Source organism: Allobosea sp. GW822-FHT05A11 (assembly GCF_058800455.1).
The window spans coordinates 111,874-128,854 of record NZ_JBXAMI010000002.1 but is presented as its reverse complement, the minus strand read 5'-3'; the positions used below and the strand labels follow the sequence as shown (position 1 = coordinate 128,854).

8 protein-coding genes are annotated in these 16,981 nt (G+C 65.2%); 1 reads left to right on the top strand and 7 read right to left on the bottom strand.

What is annotated here, in order from left to right; genetic code table 11:
- Window positions 1-28: 28 nt before the first annotated feature.
- The 3 genes from AC1RLU_RS06000 to AC1RLU_RS05990 form a co-directional block, all read right to left on the bottom strand.
- Window positions 29-3,385, bottom strand: coding sequence for a UvrD-helicase domain-containing protein (locus AC1RLU_RS06000; protein ID WP_492794454.1), 3,357 nt, complete (start codon window positions 3,383-3,385; stop codon window positions 29-31).
- Window positions 3,385-6,042: a PD-(D/E)XK nuclease family protein gene (locus AC1RLU_RS05995; protein ID WP_492794453.1), complete on the bottom strand. Its 2,658-nt coding sequence runs from the start codon at window positions 6,040-6,042 to the stop codon at window positions 3,385-3,387. The genes AC1RLU_RS06000 and AC1RLU_RS05995 overlap by 1 nt, the downstream gene beginning before the upstream one ends.
- A 444-nt stretch (window positions 6,043-6,486) precedes the next feature.
- The gene (locus AC1RLU_RS05990) at window positions 6,487-12,075 is read right to left on the bottom strand and encodes a protein NO VEIN domain-containing protein (RefSeq protein ID WP_492794452.1); all 5,589 of its coding nucleotides are present in this window, start codon (window positions 12,073-12,075) and stop codon (window positions 6,487-6,489) included.
- Between the two features lie 237 nt (window positions 12,076-12,312).
- On the opposite strand from AC1RLU_RS05990, the gene AC1RLU_RS05985 reads away from it, so the two are divergent.
- Window positions 12,313-13,701: a ComEC/Rec2 family competence protein gene (locus AC1RLU_RS05985; protein WP_492795226.1), complete on the top strand. Its 1,389-nt coding sequence runs from the start codon at window positions 12,313-12,315 to the stop codon at window positions 13,699-13,701.
- On the opposite strand, the gene lexA is transcribed toward AC1RLU_RS05985, so the two are convergent.
- The 4 genes from lexA to trpC form a co-directional block, all read right to left on the bottom strand.
- On the bottom strand, window positions 13,695-14,402 hold the full coding sequence (gene lexA / locus AC1RLU_RS05980) for a transcriptional repressor LexA (protein ID WP_142115492.1): 708 nt from the start codon (window positions 14,400-14,402) through the stop codon (window positions 13,695-13,697). The genes AC1RLU_RS05985 and lexA overlap by 7 nt on opposite strands.
- A gap of 80 nt (window positions 14,403-14,482) precedes the next feature.
- On the bottom strand, window positions 14,483-15,694 hold the full coding sequence (locus tag AC1RLU_RS05975; RefSeq protein WP_492794450.1) for a molybdopterin molybdotransferase MoeA: 1,212 nt from the start codon (window positions 15,692-15,694) through the stop codon (window positions 14,483-14,485).
- Window positions 15,694-16,176 (bottom strand): cyclic pyranopterin monophosphate synthase MoaC, encoded by a 483-nt coding sequence (gene moaC, locus AC1RLU_RS05970; RefSeq protein ID WP_492794449.1) that lies wholly within the window; start codon window positions 16,174-16,176, stop codon window positions 15,694-15,696. Before moaC ends, AC1RLU_RS05975 begins: the two co-directional genes overlap by 1 nt.
- On the bottom strand, window positions 16,173-16,979 hold the full coding sequence (gene trpC, locus AC1RLU_RS05965) for an indole-3-glycerol phosphate synthase TrpC (RefSeq protein ID WP_492794447.1): 807 nt from the start codon (window positions 16,977-16,979) through the stop codon (window positions 16,173-16,175). Before trpC ends, moaC begins: the two co-directional genes overlap by 4 nt.
- Window positions 16,980-16,981 lie beyond the last annotated feature (2 nt).

The following is a 16,981-nucleotide window of genomic DNA, read 5'->3' as shown; positions in this document are numbered from 1 at the left end:
TAGAAATTGGTGACGCCGCGCGCCTTCGCTACGCTGCCACACGCTCGACACGGCCGATTGTCGGAAAGACGATGAGGCCAGCCGGAACGCCTGCCGACTTCAGATAATCGGCAACCTGACCTCTATAGGCAACGATCGTCGCAGCGTCGGGGCTTACATCGCTCTTCCAGTCAATCACCAGGATCGGGCGCGCGCCGTCGAATGCGATCGCATCGGCGATGCCGTAGGTGACGGTGTCCACTTTGCCCTCGCTCTGGAAGGCGTAGACATGGCACTCCGGGACCAGGTGGTCCATGACAGCTCGAACCTCCGGCAGTTGAAAAGCTCGCAGGATTGCTCCAGCGATCTCCGCGGCGACAAAGCCCTCCGCGGCGCTCTCAGCTTCGCTGGTCCCGAGCTCTGCCAGCAATTCGCGCGCCCTGGTTTCCAGGTCAGCGACCTCTTGGGCAACCTCTCCGGTCAGGATCTCCTCCGCGAGCTTGTGCATCACCAGACCGCGCACGCGGCCCCCCTGAATCGAGGGTGCCTGCGGGTCGGCTTCGACATCATCGGTCGCGGTCACAACGACTGCAGCCTCATCGAGGACCTCCGGGTTGTCGGCGTCCTCATGTCGGGACGGCGACTTCCAATGCAGGCTGCGCGTGGCCTGGCCAATACGGGACGCCTCGTCGGCGAAGATTCCGCGACTCTGCTGGTTAACCAGCGGGGCGGCCGAGGCAGGCAACTCAGGCTCATAGGCCGAAAGATCCAGTGCCGGCAGATCGCCCAGCGCGAGATCGACCACGCTGATCCAGCTGCCGCTGGCGACGCCGGAGGACGGCCGCGGCACGATCAGAAGCTCACGTGCCCGCGTAGCTGCGACGTACCAGAGACGAACACGCTCGCGCGTGATTTCGGCCTTCTCGCTTTCGGCAGCCTCGGCGAAGCCGTCGGGCGCGATCCCGAAGACCTTCGTGTAGAGCTGACCAGTCTCGCGACTGATGATCGTCGAGACGCCTTCCTTGAGCCCGGTGGACGTGTTCACCGGGATGACGACAGGCCACTCCAAACCCTTGGACGAGTGCATGGTGATCAGCGAGACTGATTGCTCTTGCGCATCAGGGCGTCCTTCGCCTGCTCGCTCCTCATCCTCCCAGGCGGCCGTCATCGCTTCTGCGAACGCCCTAAGCCCGCGCGTGACGTAGCTCCTCGACATGCCGAGATAGAGATCGACATTGGCCAGCGCGCGTTCGGCCTGGCCCTGATGGCGGGCGAGTAGCGTCGGACGGATACGAAGCTCCGCCACGGCCTGCGAGAGCAAGTCGTAGGGCGTCGTAGCGTTGCTCCGGCGCCAGAGGCCCTGCAGGCGCTCCAGGACGTCCCTGGCGACCGCATGAGTGACGAGCTCGGTCTCGGTACGCAGGGAGAAGCGCTCCTTGCCATGACCGCTCTCGCGCTCTGGAAGGGCGAAGCCGATGTCGAGCAATTCCTCCTCGGTCAGCCCGACGACGGGTCCACGCATCAGCGCACCGAAGGCGAGGGTGTCACGGCTGTCTGCCAGGACGCGGGTGACGGCGATGAGGTCCTGGATCTCCTGGCGCCAGAAGAAGCCCTTGCCGGCCTGGGTGGCGACGGGGATGCCATAGCGCTCCAGCGCTTCTTCATAGCGCCACAGATCTGTCCCGGTCGGGGCGAGGAGGGCGATGTCGCCCGCACGGCACAGGCGGCGCTCGCCGGTCCGGTGATCGGTGACCTCGGCGCTGCCGATCATGCGCGCGCAGATTTCTGCGACAGCCTCGGCCTCGGCGTTGCGGATAGCATCCGCATTCGCATCCTCGTCGACCCAGACGTCTAGCGCCGTCACGCAAGGGTGGCTGCCGACGTCCTCGTGGAAGTGATCGAGCGCGGTGAATCCTGGCTGGTCATTCTCGATCGACAGCGGCATCTCGAACCGGCCGTTCACGAACTCCAGGATCGACTTGCACGACCGGAAGTTTGTCGCGATCGAGAGAACGTCCTCGCCCGACTGAGCCGCGATTGCCTCGCGGGCCTCAACGTAGGCCCGCACATCGGCGCCGCGGAAGCGATAGATAGCCTGCTTCGGGTCACCTACGAGGAAAAGCGCACCCGGACGAAGGACACGCTGCTGCCATGGCGTCTCCGGCGTTGGAGCTTCGCCGCACAGGCGCCAGAAGATCTCGGCCTGAAGCGGATCGGTATCCTGGAATTCGTCGACGAGGACGCGGCGATAGCGCTTGGACAACGCCACCCGAACTGGCTCGTGATCACGTAGGAGATCGCGGGCTGCGTAGATCAGATCGTCGAAATCGAGCAATGCGGCTTCGCGCTTATAATCGCGGAACCGCCGGAGGAGAGGACGAACCTCCTGCATCAACGCGGCGAGCAGATGGGCGCCGGCGCCGACGATGAGCGCGCCCCATCCGTTCTTGCACGCGGTGTAATGGCCGTCGGCTTCAGCGAAAAGGCGATCGGCCTCGGCAGCGGACAAACCACCTGCTTTGGCCGCGTTCTTCCAGCCGGTCTTCCTCTGATAGGCGCGCAGCGAGCCCGCTTTGGTAGCAATCCGGTCGGAAGGCTCGATGCGGATCAGGAGGCTGAGCGCCCGGGGGCCGGCGGCGTCACGCGCTGCAACCGCCTGGCCGGCCATTTCCTGCAAGTCCGCGACCCAGAGCGGGGTATCCGCGTCCCATACGGAAAGGCTGCTGATGAAGCTTCGGAAGCCGGACACCGCCGCGACGAAGGCATCGACCAAATCCGCCAAGGGGCGAGCCGGCGGCGGCAGCACGTCGCGGAGCTGACGCATTGCATCCGACACACGATTGATCGATGCCACGGTCTCGCCGGGGTCAATACCAACAAGCTCGATCAGCAGCTCACTGCCGCCTTCGCCCAGCCGCTCGCGGATCCATGCGTCGCGTAGATCTGTAAAAGCGAGCTCGGCGTCGTTTCGATCCGCGACACCTGCGCCCGGGTCGATATTCGCCTCGGCAGGATAAGGGTTGATGAGGCGCTGCGCGAAACCATGAATGGTCGAGCAAACAAGCTCATCGATCGTGTCGAGCGCGCTGCGCAGAATGGCGAGCTGAGCCTCCGATGGCCCGTCTGGAAGCGCGAGCCGCAGTTCGACAGGCACGTCACCGGACACCAGCCGCTCGACGAAAATGCGTACCCGTGCGAGCAGCTCGCTTGCCGCGAGCTCGGTGAAGGTGACTGCCGCTATGCACTTGGGCAGCTCGCCCTCAGCCAGCAGCATGGTGACGCGACCCGCCATCACGGCAGTCTTTCCCGAGCCTGCGCCAGCTTCAATCAGGAGTGAGCGATTGTGCTCCGTCATAGCGGCAAGGCGCTGCGTCTGGTCCGACAGTATGCGAACGGGGGCGTTCATCATTTCACCTCCCAAATAGCGGACGCTTCATCGAGCGCCAGCGTGGCCGGAGCCCGCTTTCTGTTGAACCAGGATTTCGCAGCATTCGCCGGGAGGGCGAAGCGCAGATCGTTATAGGCGATGGCCGTGTCGGGCCCCGGCAGCGCGCGTCCGCCTTCAAGGTTGGAGCGCGCCGCAGCAAGGAAGATCGAGAGCTGCTCCAGGACTTCGTCGGCATTCGCCAGTGGCAGGCTTCGCCCATGACGAGGGAAGTTCAGGGCAGCCTCCACCTCGATGTCGGACCCCAGCAGCTGCTTCACCGCGAAGGCATAGAGCGCGCGCTGTATCTCCTTGCCGCCATCAAGGACGTACTCATCCGCCGATCTCGGCGGCCGGCCTGTCTTATAGTCGTTGACGCGGACCTTGGATCCGTCCCCGGAGATATTCAGCCGATCAATGGCGCCAGTGATGCGGAACGCGGCGAGTGGCACCGTGACGGCCTCCGCGGGGTCCCAGGGCAGCTTGATCGAGGCGTCGACATCGTCACGAGAGAAGGGGACCTCGGCGAAGCTGCGCTGCTCCGGAAGCGGGACCTCATGCTCTGGGCGGACGATCGCAACCGCAAGCCCCCGCACCTCTGCGAGCGTTCTCGTCCAAATCGCCGCAGGCGGGACAGCGCACTCGGCCTCGAAGCGATGCCTGGTGCTCGCCAAGGCGCGATCGATTGCGGTCTGAACAGAAACGGCATCGGCGTTGATCAGTCCACCTTCGGCCTCGAGGTCGATGACCGCCTTTTCCAGGACCTCGTGCAGGATCTCGCCGAATTCCCGGTTGTCTAGCGTGAGCGGATCGATCCCGACCCGAGGCGTCTTCCAGCCGAAGGCGTAGCGCCAGACGAAGCCGAGCGGGTCGCGCAGGAGACGCTTGAGGCTGGTCGCCGACTGCATCCGGTCGAGCAGGCCTTCGATCATCGGATGGTGCGCGCGGATCAGACCGTCATGAGCCGTGACCTCCTCGCGGAACCAGTCGATCCAGCAGGCTTCCGCGGAGCGCGCCAAAGGCGAGAGGCGGAACTCCGTCGATCTGGCCATCAACCGATCGACTTCGCTCATGGCGTGTGCCGGCACGTCGTTGCGCTGCAGATAGGTCTCGTCAGTCGTCCGGCCGTGAAGGAGCGGGCTCTTGCCGAGCAGGCGCCCCTCGCCATCGCGGCGTGGACGGGAAAGCACAAGCTCGGTTTCGGTGGTCGCGACGATGGTCTCGAAGTCGCGGCGATCAGCGACACCGATCGAAAGCGGCGAGAGCTCATTGGTCGGAACGACGTGATCAGGCAAAAGCCGATCATCGCCCCCCATGCGAGGCCAACCGCGTGAGGTTAGCCCGAGCAGCCTGACGAAGGGGCGGGGTGCAGCGGCGAGTGCGGATGCCGGCATCCATGCGACCGCCGACGGCGCGTCCTTGCTGTCGTCCAGACAGCGGAGGCCTTCAAGGTTGAGCGGCAATGCGACGACCGACCCGGCCTCGACGCCGCGACGCCAGATCGTGAGCGCGGTCGGCGGCAGCACGGCCCGCCCGATCTCCTCGGCATCGTCGAGCGCCCCGGTGATGGTCTCCAAGAGCCGGCGCAGTTCAGCGGTATGGTCTAACTCGTCCGGCCAGCTCGCGGCCGTCAGATTGGCAAAGAGTCTCTGCCAGGACGCAGGCGTCGCCATCGGCGCATCTTCTGGGATGACACGCAGCCAGCCCTCGGGCAGCGGTTCGAAGAGTCCGCAGCCGCGGCAGAGCGACGCGAGGCGACGCATCCGAGAGTGGGTGATGCCGCGGACGAGGATCTCGGCAAGCGCGGCCGCTGCCTGCCCGTCCCTGCTCGCGAGCGCGCTGGTGCCGTGCACGAACTTCAGGTCAAGATTGGCGTCCGCCCGCAGCGTGAAGAAGTGATCGTCATAGTCGCTGGGGCTGGCGGCCGCGATCGCGATCTCGGAGGGCTTCGCGCGACCTGACGCGATCAGCTCTCGCGCCCATCGCAGCGCCTCGATAGCCTCGTGCAGCGCAGTCGAGGTGCTGATTGCCCGCAAGATGGGGTTCTGGCTTGGCGAGCGCTCGATGATCACGCCGCTCCCTTCCAGCCAGTCCGGCACATGGCGAGGCCCGGCTACCCAGCGAACCTCGACATGCTCGGCGAGATCCAGCAGGAGAGGGCGCCAGCACGGCGACATGTCGGTAAGGCCGCGCACCTGGATCGGCCCGAGGATCTTGGCCGCCTGTTGCAGGCGTTTTCTGGCACGCTCGACGATCAAGCCGGGCGGCAGCATACCCTCGGGCAATTCTTCAAGAACGGCCGTTTGCAAGGCGGCGATCGCATCGATCCGCGGCTGGCCCGCGCGCGCTTCGAGATCGATGCCGGCCCGCCAGATTTTGTGCAGCGTGGTGGCACCGGCGCCGACCATGCCGGGCAGGCTCTTGATCGCGTCGAGCTCACCGAGATCGGTGACAGGCAAAGCCTTCTGGAGCGCCTTGCGCAAAGCGTCCTGATCGATCGATCGCGTGAAGCCGCCAGCGAGCCGTGCCGCTACTGCCTCGAAAGTGGTCACCAGCACGCCAAACCGGCCTTGCTTCGCCAGTTCGACTCGAAGCATCCGGGTGGCCAGCTGACCATGAGTAATGACTGTCGATCGCATTCCTCGTTTACCCCCGCCACCTTCCTTCCTAACCGTGGTCGAACTGTCTGTCAGGAGATGTCAGTAGCCTGCAGCCGCACTGGCTAACCTTCGTGCAAGTAAGGTCTGCCCAGAACGCTTCTCAGCCGTCAGCTCGAGAACAGGAACTATGGATACTATCGTCGATATCGCCTTCGATCCAACGGGCGGGTATCGCGAAGGAAACGAGGCCGCCCTCCACGATGCGCCCCTACATCGACCCCATTGAGTCGAGGATTGTCGGGTCGCCGTCGAGCGACTGACTGGTTGCGGCCATGCCGGTCGAGCATTCGTACGCCGAACCTGCAGAACCTCCAACGAATGTCTAGGTAGAACGGATATATGGATACTCGACGCAGGTTGAGGCGCGCCAAGGAGGTATACGGCATCCGCCACCGCTAAGCGGCCGGCAATGTTAGCGCGCAACTAGATCCGCCTCCCGAAGGTGTAGCGTATGCTGTCACCAACCATGTTGAGCGTCCCGTCGGCATCGGGGCTCAGTGGGTTTGGAAGGATGTCGATCGTCGTCCGACCAGTTTGACCCACATTAGCGACGTAGGCGATGACATAACGCTCGGGTTTGCGCGACCGCGCTACGTCCCGCGCGAACCGCACCTCCGTTTCGCCCATCTCGAACTGGCACGGATCTTCGGTGCTCGCCTTCACTTCGATGAACCAAGTCTGTTTGTTGAACGCGATGCGGAAATCGTAGCCTAGACCGTCCCTGCCAGCGACGCCGGTGAAGGGGCCCGCGTTGCCCGAGACCCACGCTTGGTCGATATCCTGCCCCGGCTGTCTCGCCTTCAGCCAGTGGTACACCGACAGCTCGCCCAGCCGCCCGATCATGTCCTTCTTATCCTGCGGGATGCCGCTGAAGCCTCCTCCACCACTACCACCACCTGCGCCGGCACCGGCGCGACGGCGGGCGGCGTCCGCCGGAGCGAGATCTGCGAACGTGCCAATCGGCCGGTTCAGTACGGCCTTGGATAGCCCTTGCGCGACCTCCAGGGAAAGCTTCGTCCAGTCGACCGCGAGCGGGTCGCGTGACTTCCCATTAAGAAGTACCGATCGAGCCTCTCGGGCGCGTTCCTCGCGGTCCGCTCGGGCCTTCTGAGCCTGGGCCTCGATCTCCGTCTCGGCGATGCCGAGGTCGCTTCGATCGAGGGTTCGGCCCATGTCCGCCGGCCATAGATCAAGGTGTGCGAACCAGGACACGAGCTCTTCCTTCGTCCAGGTCCGACAGTCGAAGGCGCCGGATTCCTCCAATCGCCGACGGAGATCGATCTCCGCCTGGTTCGGCTCTCGCCATATTTCGTCGACGGTAGCTCCCTTCTGGATGCCCCAGGCTTGGATCAAAGGTTGGGCGATGCGAACCACGGTCTTCAAAACGGCGGTGTTGGACATCCGTACGGTGGTGAGCTCAGCCAAGTCATGCGGATTCTCTCCCAGCGGCGGTGCGCCTGCGGTCTTTAGCCAAGCACCGAGATATGCCGCCAACTCCGTTTCGGGGATGCGCTCGAATATCTGCAGCCAGTCCGGGTTCGGCTTCAATCCGGCCAGGGCCTCCCGAGCAGCGGCATAACGGGCATCCGCCGCAAACGCCAGGACGGTCGGAGCGACCATGTTCCGGAGGGAATTGGTTATGGTTATACGGTTGTCGTCGACATAGAGCTCGAGCTGCGCCTGCTGGCCCGCAGGATCGACGTCCGGTTCGCTGCCGCTTTCCAGCAGGCTGGCATTGAACGCCGCAAACTCCAGCCCCAGCCTCTCCCGCAACTCGCCGATCGAGAAGCTGACCTTGGCTGCCTGAACCACGTCGTCGGCCGCGCTACTGCCGGGAGGCAGGCACGCGCGAAGATGCTCTACGAGTGCGGCGCGCTCCTGGCAGGCGGCGAGTTCTCCCTTGAGCCAGTGGTCGAGCGCCGCACCGCCGCCATGATGGAAAACGATCGCGCGAAACCATGAAAGCTTGCGGTCCATGCGTTCGCCGAGCGAATCCCTCGCCGCTTCGGTGGCTTGCTCGCCGAGTTCCAACGCTTGACAAAGTTTGAGGAGATCTTCCTGACCCAGCGAACAATCGGCGACGGAAACACCCTCGTGGGCGAGTTGCCGCGTTAGAAGCTTCATATGCGGCACGACGGCAGATTGCTGGATCGCGTCACCGATCACCGGAATCGCCGCCTCTACCAGCGACCATGTCAGCTCGCCTTCGCCGACGACGATAACCAGCGGCTCGCCTCGACCACGTTGGAAATAGTATGCGGGCCGAGACTTCGAAGGGGTAACGTCCGTCCCTTCCAGCGTAAACGCGACGTTCGTCTTAACGTGAAGCTCAATTCGATCGAGCACCTGAACGATCCCGGATCGGTCGGCGGGGAGCCGGTTGGACTCCAGGCTGTCCAAGGCCTCCAGCGACGCCGCCAACATCGGGCGAAGCCAGGCACACCGTTCCACCAGCGGCGTTCCCACTGGCAACTCCGCAAGGGAAATCCCGTCGACGTGGATGTCGTAGGCCAGTTCGGACGTTCTATGGATGGCCTTGGGGTAAAGCTTCCGCAGAAGCTCCCCCAGCCGAGCGGGCTCGTTTGACCGAGCGTCGAATAGCGGATCGCCGATGACCTCGACCAGGTTCGCAGCGACAGCATCGGCACTGTCCCGAACATAGACGGTGTCGGCATCGGCTCCGCGCATCTTCGCCAACCCGAGCTGCCCCTTTCGCCGGGCCAAAAGTTGGCTTGGAGACCGGGCAGAAGGCATTACGGTCCAGGCCGCGTGCTGATCCGCCAGGCGCGTCCAACACCGGTTGTAGACGTTCATCAACTCGCGCTCGTGAAATCTCCTGACGTGGCCCTCGGCGAACTGCTTCGCCAGGAAATCGACCTGCTCAAGTAGGCTTTCGTCGGCGTTGAACGACCTGAAACCAGCGCATTCGCGCAAGATTGTCATGGCGCCGTCCGTCGCACGATCGAGCGCTCGCGCAAGGCGATGGGATGGCCGGCGAAGAAACGGGGGATAGCGATCGCTACCCGTCGACAACCAAACGTCGCGTCCCGTGTGCCGGCTCCGCTTCAACTCGTCCTCGCCCGGCTCCTCGCAGGGTACCCAGGCCGCCGATCGCAGGAACGCGGCGAGGGGCGTCGGCCAGTCGCGCTTGTCCGATCGATAGTTGTGTTGATGCTTGACCTCCATCCAGAGGTGCTCGTGCTCGGCCCTGCCGATCCACTCGACGATCAATCGCGCGTACGCGTCGAGCGCCTCGTTGCTAAAAGTGTCGATGTCCGCCTGCGCCGGCATCCACCACAGCGCCCCCACGTCGTATCTGGTCGACGTCGGCAATCCGACCTCGATCTTCGGCAGCACTCCGATGTCCTTCTTGATAAGGGGACCAAACGACTCCGGCAGCTCCAGATCCTTCAGGAAATCGAAGCTCGATACTCGCCAGGCCTCGACATAATTAGTCGTCTCTCTCGACTTAGGCTCCAGCCCGCGTTGCACGCCGACACCCCAAAGGAAGTCGGTCCATGCCTCCGTTTGCTTCATCCCGAAGACCGAATGCGACGGATTGGCGAGGCGTCGCGTGCGCACGTCCTCGATGTCGGGAGAGCCCGCGGGCGCCAATTCGAGAAATTGCTGCAGCTGGTGGCCGAGTGTTCGCTCGGGCCATGCCGACGAAAACACCGCATCGGCGGCGCGAATGAACTCGCCCTGCATCGTCGGGACGAAAAGTCGATAGTTGGGGCCCAGCGCGACCGGCCGTTTGACCGCGACGGACCGACGCCAGATCGCGAAGGCCCAGCGAAGGCATGCGGACATGACCTTCCTTGTACCGTCCCGCTCGACGATTTGGGAAATGCGGGTGAGCAGCGCCTCACTTTCGAACGGCGCAACCAAGTCCTCCTCTAGAAATTGACGAGCGGTCGCAAGCTCGGAATACCACGGCAGCCCATCGTTCAGGAAGGCGAAGAACTCTCTCGCCGGCACCGGCGGATAGAAGTCCTCGCCGATACCGTCCTCGGCCTCGCCCCGGCGCGGCGGCATGAACACCATCGCCTCACGGGGCTCGCGTCGCTTGCGACGCGTCGCACCGTCGGTGGCGGTCCTTTCCAAGGGCGCGGCCGAACGCGTCGCCCTAAGGCTGCCGTCCTGGCAGATCAGGATTTCGCGGCCGGCGAGCGCGGCCGCATCGGTGCCCACGAATTCCGAAAGCTCTTGATAGAAGGCCGTCCACTTTACCCAGTCGGCCTTCTTAGCCTTTGCCAAGTCCCTCGCGAGACCCTCCGCGATCTGCGCGCGCTCGGTGTTGGTCATCCGATCCTTGAAGTGTCCTCCGGCGTGTTGCCGAAGGAAATCTGCAAGGAGTTCCGAGCGCCTCTGCCCGAGCCCTGCCCAGACCGGCGCGACGCCGGCGGCGGCTCCGTGGCGCGCGAGAACGTCCAGGGAGAACGTCTTGCCGATCGTGGTCGGCCGCCTCGCCCTTGTCGGAGTGGTCCAGGCGACCGGCCCCAATTCGGGACGAGCCAGACGATCTCCGGTCCAATCGCCCAAGCACGGCACGAACGCAGCGTCGGCCAACGAGGTCGCCGACCAGCGTCGCACAATCTCGGCGGCCATGGCCTTGCCGAGGTCGATCGCATCGTCTTCTTCCCCTTCGTCGGCATCGACTTCCGCATCGCGCTCGAGGAGGCTCGTTGGCGTCTTCCAGAGCAAGAGGTCCACGGCTGCCCGGACCGCCGCGACGATCGGAACCGTGACGTCCCTTTCCATCGCGCTGCGAAGCTCTAGCCACCGGGCCGTCTCCGAAGCCAGCTCGACGGCATGTTCCAAGACCAACGCGTTCACCCTAACGGTGGGGTCGAGGCTCACGCGGTTCGAACTTGGAAAGAAGCTGCCGTGCAAATGTCCCCGGAATGGCGAGGTCGCGCCACGCCCCATGGGCAGGAACGTGTACAGACGGGGATTGAAGCCGGGGCGTTCGTCGCCCAGAGGTACGGCGAGTGCGACCTCACCGGCGCCTTTCCAGCCGCGCCAACTCTGCGGAAGCGCTCCCGATTCGAGGCCGTGGGTTACCGCCGCCTGCATCTCGGACTCGTTGATGTCGGTGTGGGCGACCCAGAATCGTCCGCTCACACCGAGATCCACGAGCATGGGGCCGGAACCGTCGGCCACCGTCGCCTCGCTTCTTTCGAAAACCAGCGACATGGCTTGCTCGGGGAGCTTCTGCCCCTCGATGCGAACCTCGAGCCTGCTGATCCGCCGCAGGAACAGGAGCATCGGGGCGTCGGCCTTCGCGAGACCGACCATTTCCGTCCGCACCACCTCCAATGCCGGGGCATTTCGAAGCGGCAGTCGGATGACGGTGGAAAACCCGCGCTCCGCGAACTCAAGAACGGCTGCCGGGACCTCCTCGATCCATCGGGGAATGTAGAACGCCGGCAGATCATCGCGCGCCAGCTCTCTCCTCCTATCATCCGGCAGCAGCGGATCGAGTTCGGGACCGCGGGCGAAGGTGAAGCGATAGCCGTCGAAGCCGGTCCCTGGACCATCCTCCACCATACGTGAGAAGATTTCGGGCGTGTCGGTCACGTGACGCACGCTACGAAATCCCAGACCCTTATTACCGACGGCTTCGCCTGGGGGCTTGCTGGACAGACCCATTTCGCAAAGGGCATCGACGTTCTTGCGCCCGAAAGGCTGGCCCCGGTTTGCTACGTAGAGAGTACCGCAATCGCCCTCGTCGCTGGCCAGAAGCAAGGCTATCTCGCCATCGCGCCGCCATTTGGCGTGCGCATCGTTGGCGTTTTGGATCAGCTCGATCAGGAACCGGCCGTGGTAGTCCGCTATGATGTGCTGCGACAGGCTCTGATTCTGCTTGTGGACCGAATCGTAATATTCGCCGGTTTCATCGATCGTCCCCAGAAACCCTTTGATCTTGCGATCCGCGACTCGCGCGATGTGCTCACGCGGGGTTAGGGAAGGGTGCGTGGAAGGCCTTTCTTCGAAGGCGGCATCGGTCAATGCTGCGGATGAAATCGGCCGTTCCTCCTAGATCGAAGCCTAGCGCCACACGTGCCCAGGTTGCACGTCACGGTCAATGATTCTGATTTGCTGGATAGGATCCGCGTCTGGTCGATCCCGGATTGGCGATATGAAGAAGCCGGGGTGCGCACGGAATCGACAGTGAATAGTTTGGCTTGAGTTGGATCCTGAGAGGCAAGCATTGCACGGGATCGAAGTAAAATAATCAGATAACATATTGTCTCGATCTCGGGCCTGCATATGGTGCTCGCCGCCGGCACGATCTTCTGGCTGGTCCGGGCGCTGCTGGTCCTGTCGCAGACGGTGGCGCTGCATTGGCAGGTCAAGAAGATCGCGGCGGCAGCGGCGATGCTCGGCGCGACCGCCTATTGCATCTTTTCCGGGAGCGATGTCGCGACCGAGCGCTCGCTCATCATGACGCTGGTCATGCTCGGCGCGATCCTTGTCGACCGCGCCGCGCTCAGCATGCGCAATCTCGCGCTCGCAGCGATGATCGTGCTGCTGCGCGAGCCGGAGGCCTTGCTCGGGCCGAGCTTCCAGATGTCCTTCGGTGCGGTCGCGGCGCTGATCGCCTTCGCGGAACGCTGGGAAGGGCGAAGCCGCACCGAGCCGCCGCGCGTGTTGCCCTGGCCGCTCGGAGCCGTTTGGACGGCGGCGCTCGGCATCCTCGTCACCACCATGCTGGCGACGGCCGCGACAGCCCCCTTCGGAGCCTATCACTTCCAGACCTTCAATCCCTTCGGCCTGCTCGGCAACGCCATGGCGCTGCCCTTCGTCTCGCTCTTCGTCATGCCGGCGGCGGTGTTCGGCGTGCTCGCCTATCCGTTCGGGCTGGACTGGCCGGCCTGGGCCTTGATGGGGCTCGCCTCCGACGTCGTCCTCAAGGTGGCGCATTGGGTCGCGGCCATCGACCATTCCACCGTGACGGTGGCGGCTTTCGGCTCAGGCGTGCTGGCTGGCTTCGCGCTAACGCTTCTTTGGCTGACGCTCTGGACCACGGCCTGGCGTTGGCTTGCGGCCCTGCCGCTGATCCTCGGCGTCGCGTTCGCCGGAAAGCCGGAGCGGCCGGAGATCCTGATCGAGCGCGACGGCTCCGGGCTGGCGGTGCGCGGTCCCGATGGCCGCCTCGCCATCGCGGGCAAGCCCAGCCGCTTCGTCCTGCAGCAATGGCTCGCCGCCGATGGCGACAGCCGCTCGCCCAACGATCCCAGCTTGCGCGCCGGCATCGCCTGCGACCGGCTGGCATGCGTTGCGCAGACCGCCGACAAGCGCACAATCTCCTATACGCGCGAGCGACTCGCCATCATCGAGGATTGCCAGCGCGCCGACCTCGTCGTCACCGCCGTCCCCTGGGGCGGCACCTGCAAGGCCAGGCTGGTCGAGCGCATGATGCTATCGCGCGACGGCGCGACCTCGCTCTACCGGACGGCGTCGGGATGGAGCAGCCATATCGCGGAGCAGTCCGACAGTGAGCGGCCCTGGAGCCGCCGGCGCGAGCGGCGCCTGACGGAGCCAGGCACGCGTCCCACCAATCAGTCGGTCACCGCACAGCCCGCACCGGCCGCCGATAACGAAGCCGAGGCCGACACCGAACGCCTTCAGTAGCGCCGCATCAGATTGACCAGCCGGCCCTGGATCTTGACCCGGTCGGGGCCGAGCACGCGGGTCTCGTAGGCCGGGTTCGCCGCTTCGAGCGCGATCGAGGAGCCGCGCTTGCGCAGGCGCTTCAGCGTCGCTTCCTCGTCATCGATCAGTGCCACGACGATGTCGCCGGTATTGGCCGTGTCCTGCCTGCGGATGACGACGGTGTCTCCATCGAGAATGCCGGCCTCGACCATCGAATCACCGCGCACTTCCAGCGCGTAATGCTCGCCGGAGCCGAGCATGTCCGGCGGCAGCGAGACGGTGTGGCTGCGGCTCTGGATCGCCGAGATCGGCGTACCCGCCGCGATGCGGCCCATCACCGGGATGGCGATGGAATGCCGGCTGTCGTCCTCGGCAGGGCGCGGCTTGGCCATGCTGGGCTGTGAGCCCAGGCCGCCCTGGACGATGGCCGGGCTGAAGCGGGGCCGCGCCTGAGGCGCGCCGAGCCCGTCCGGCATCTTGATGACTTCGAGCGCGCGCGCCCGGTTCGGCAGGCGGCGGATGAAGCCGCGCTCCTCCAGGGCCATGATCAGGCGGTGAATGCCGGATTTCGAGCGCAGGTCGAGCGCATCCTTCATCTCGTCGAAGGAGGGCGGCACGCCACTCTCGCGCAAGCGTTCCTGGATGAAGCGCAGGAGTTCGTGTTGCTTGCGTGTCAGCATGGTCGCCGCCAGCCCCTCAATGCGCAGATTCGAAACAAAGCACGAACACCATACGCGTTCTGCTTGTGTTCCGCAAGCCGCTACCGCAAGGGCAGGATGCGGCAGGCCTCGCCTTTCTTCGCGGGAGCGGCATGGGCGGGCCGAATCGTCAGGGCCTGCGCCCGCGCCAATGTTCCCAGCATCGAGGAATCCTGCCGGTCGAAGGGCGTCGCCACCCAGCCTTCCGGCGTCAGCGTGAGCTCCGAGCGCAGGTAATCCTCGCGCTCGTCGTTACCGGGCATGTCGCGGCCGAGAATGGCGGGGATGCTGCGGTCGCGATCGGCATCCGCTATGCCGAGCAGCGCCTCGATCAAGGGCAGCACGAAGAGATGGCCGCAGACGATTGAGGAGACCGGATTGCCGGGCAACCCAACCACGACCATCCGGCCGAGGCGCCCGGTCATCATCGGTTTGCCCGGCCGCATTGCGATCTTCCAGAAGCCGAGGGCCATGCCGGCGCGCGTCAATGCCTCCTGCACGAGGTCATGCGCGCCGACGGAGGCACCGCCCAGCGTGATCAGCACATCGGCATCGGCCTCGCGGGCTTGCGCGATCTTGCTGGCGAGATCGGCATGGTCGTCGCGGGCGATGCCGAGATCGATGACAGTGCCACCAGCCTTCTCGACCAAAGCGGCGAGCGAGAACGAGTTCGAGGCGACGATCTGGTCGCGGCCGACCGGCTCGCCCGGCGCCACCAGTTCGTCTCCGGTGGCGAGAATCGCCACCCGAGGCTTCCGCCGGACAGGCAAAGTCGGATGCCCCATCGCAGCGGCAAGGCCGAGCGCGGCACTGTCGAGCACGCGCCCGGCTTGCAGCAGCACGTTGCCTTCGTGGAAATCGAGCCCCGCGGCGCGCAGGAACTTGCCCTTCGCCGGCGGCACGCGGACCTGAATCACCGGGCCGCCGACGCCGTCGGCATCCTCCTGCATCAGGACGGTGTCGGCACCTTCAGGCATCGGCGCGCCGGTAAAGATGCGGACGGCCTGTCCCGGCCCGACCGATCCATCGAAGGCCCGGCCGGCAGCGGATTCGCCGATGACAGTGAGCGAAACGCCTTCCGCCATCTCGTCGCCGCGCACGGCATAGCCATCCATGGCCGAATTGGCGAAGGGCGGTTGCGTCCTGAGCGCCTTGACCTCGCCGGCGAGCACCCGCCAGGCGCATTGCGCCAGCGGTAGGGTTTCCGCCCCGGTCGGCCCCGGAATGCTGTCGAGCAGCGCCTTGCGCGCGACGGGGACCGGGGTGAGCGCCATCAGCTAGCTTTCGCCTCGTAATCGCCGGACTGGCCGCCGGATTTGTGCAGCAGGCGGATGTTCTCGATCCGCATCGCCCGGTCGACGGCCTTGACCATGTCGTAGACGGTGAGACAGGCGACGGAGACGGCAGTGAGTGCCTCCATCTCGACGCCGGTCTGGCCCTTCATCTTCACCTCCGCGCGCACCCGCACGCCCGGCAGGGCCTCGTCGATCGCGAGATCGACGGCGATCTTGCTGAGCAGCAGCGGGTGGCAGAGCGGGATCAATTCATGCGTACGCTTCGCCGCCATGATGCCGGCGAGGCGCGCGGTGCCGAGCACGTCGCCCTTCTTGGCGTTGCCGTCGCGCACGATCGCGATCGTCTCCGGCGCCATCACCACCTGGCCCTCGGCGGTCGCCATGCGGGTCGTCTCGGCCTTGCCGCCGACATCGACCATATGCGCCTGGCCTTGCGCGTCGAGATGGCTGAGCCGGCTCACGCCGCGACGGCCTTGCCGGTCAGCAGCGCCTGCGTCGCGGCGGTGACGTCGGCCTGCCGCATCAGGCTCTCGCCGACGAGGAAGCTGTTGACGCCGATCGGATTGAGCCGGGCGATGTCCTCATGCGTGAAGATGCCGCTTTCGCTGATGACGATCCGATCAACCGGCACGCGCGGCGCCAGTCGCTCGGTGACCGCAAGATCGACATTGAAGCTGCGCAGGTCGCGGTTATTGATGCCGAGCAGGCGGCTTTCGAGCTTGAGCGCCCGGTCGAGCTCGGCATCGTCATGGACCTCGACGAGGACATCCATGCCGAGTTCGCGCGCGGTCTCGTTCAGCGCCCTGGCGGTGGCGTCGTCGACACCGGCCATGATGATCAGGATGCAGTCGGCGCCCCAGGAGCGGGCCTCGTAGACCTGATAAGGCTCGTAGAGGAAATCCTTGCGCAAGGCGGGCAGGCCTGCGGCCTCGCGCGCCTGCGTCAGGAACTCCGGCCGCCCCTGGAAGGAGGGCGCATCGGTCAGGACGGAGAGGCAGGCCGCGCCGCCGGCCGCATAGGCGCGGGCGAGCGAAGGCGGGTCGAAATCGGCGCGGATCAAGCCCTTGGAGGGGCTCGCCTTCTTGATCTCGGCGATCAGAGCCGGCGTGCCCTGAGCGAGCTTGTTTGCGAGCGCGTCAGCAAAGCCGCGCGGCTTGCCGGCCGCACGTGCCCGGCGCTCGATCTCGGCTTGCGGCACCGCGGCCTTGGCTGCCGCGATCTCCTGGCGTTTATAGGCTTCGATCGTCGCGAGGATGTCGGTCATGC

Excerpts from the sequence above, each read along its gene's own strand:
- trpC (WP_492794447.1), bottom strand. The coding sequence starts at position 16,979 with ATGACCGACATCCTCGCGACGATCGAAGCCTATAAACGCCAGGAGATC.
- AC1RLU_RS05995 (WP_492794453.1), bottom strand. The coding sequence starts at position 6,042 with ATGCGATCGACAGTCATTACTCATGGTCAGCTGGCCACCCGGATGCTT.
- lexA (WP_142115492.1), bottom strand. The coding sequence starts at position 14,402 with ATGCTGACACGCAAGCAACACGAACTCCTGCGCTTCATCCAGGAACGC.
- AC1RLU_RS06000 (WP_492794454.1), bottom strand. The coding sequence starts at position 3,385 with ATGAACGCCCCCGTTCGCATACTGTCGGACCAGACGCAGCGCCTTGCC.
- AC1RLU_RS05975 (WP_492794450.1), bottom strand. The coding sequence starts at position 15,694 with ATGGCGCTCACCCCGGTCCCCGTCGCGCGCAAGGCGCTGCTCGACAGC.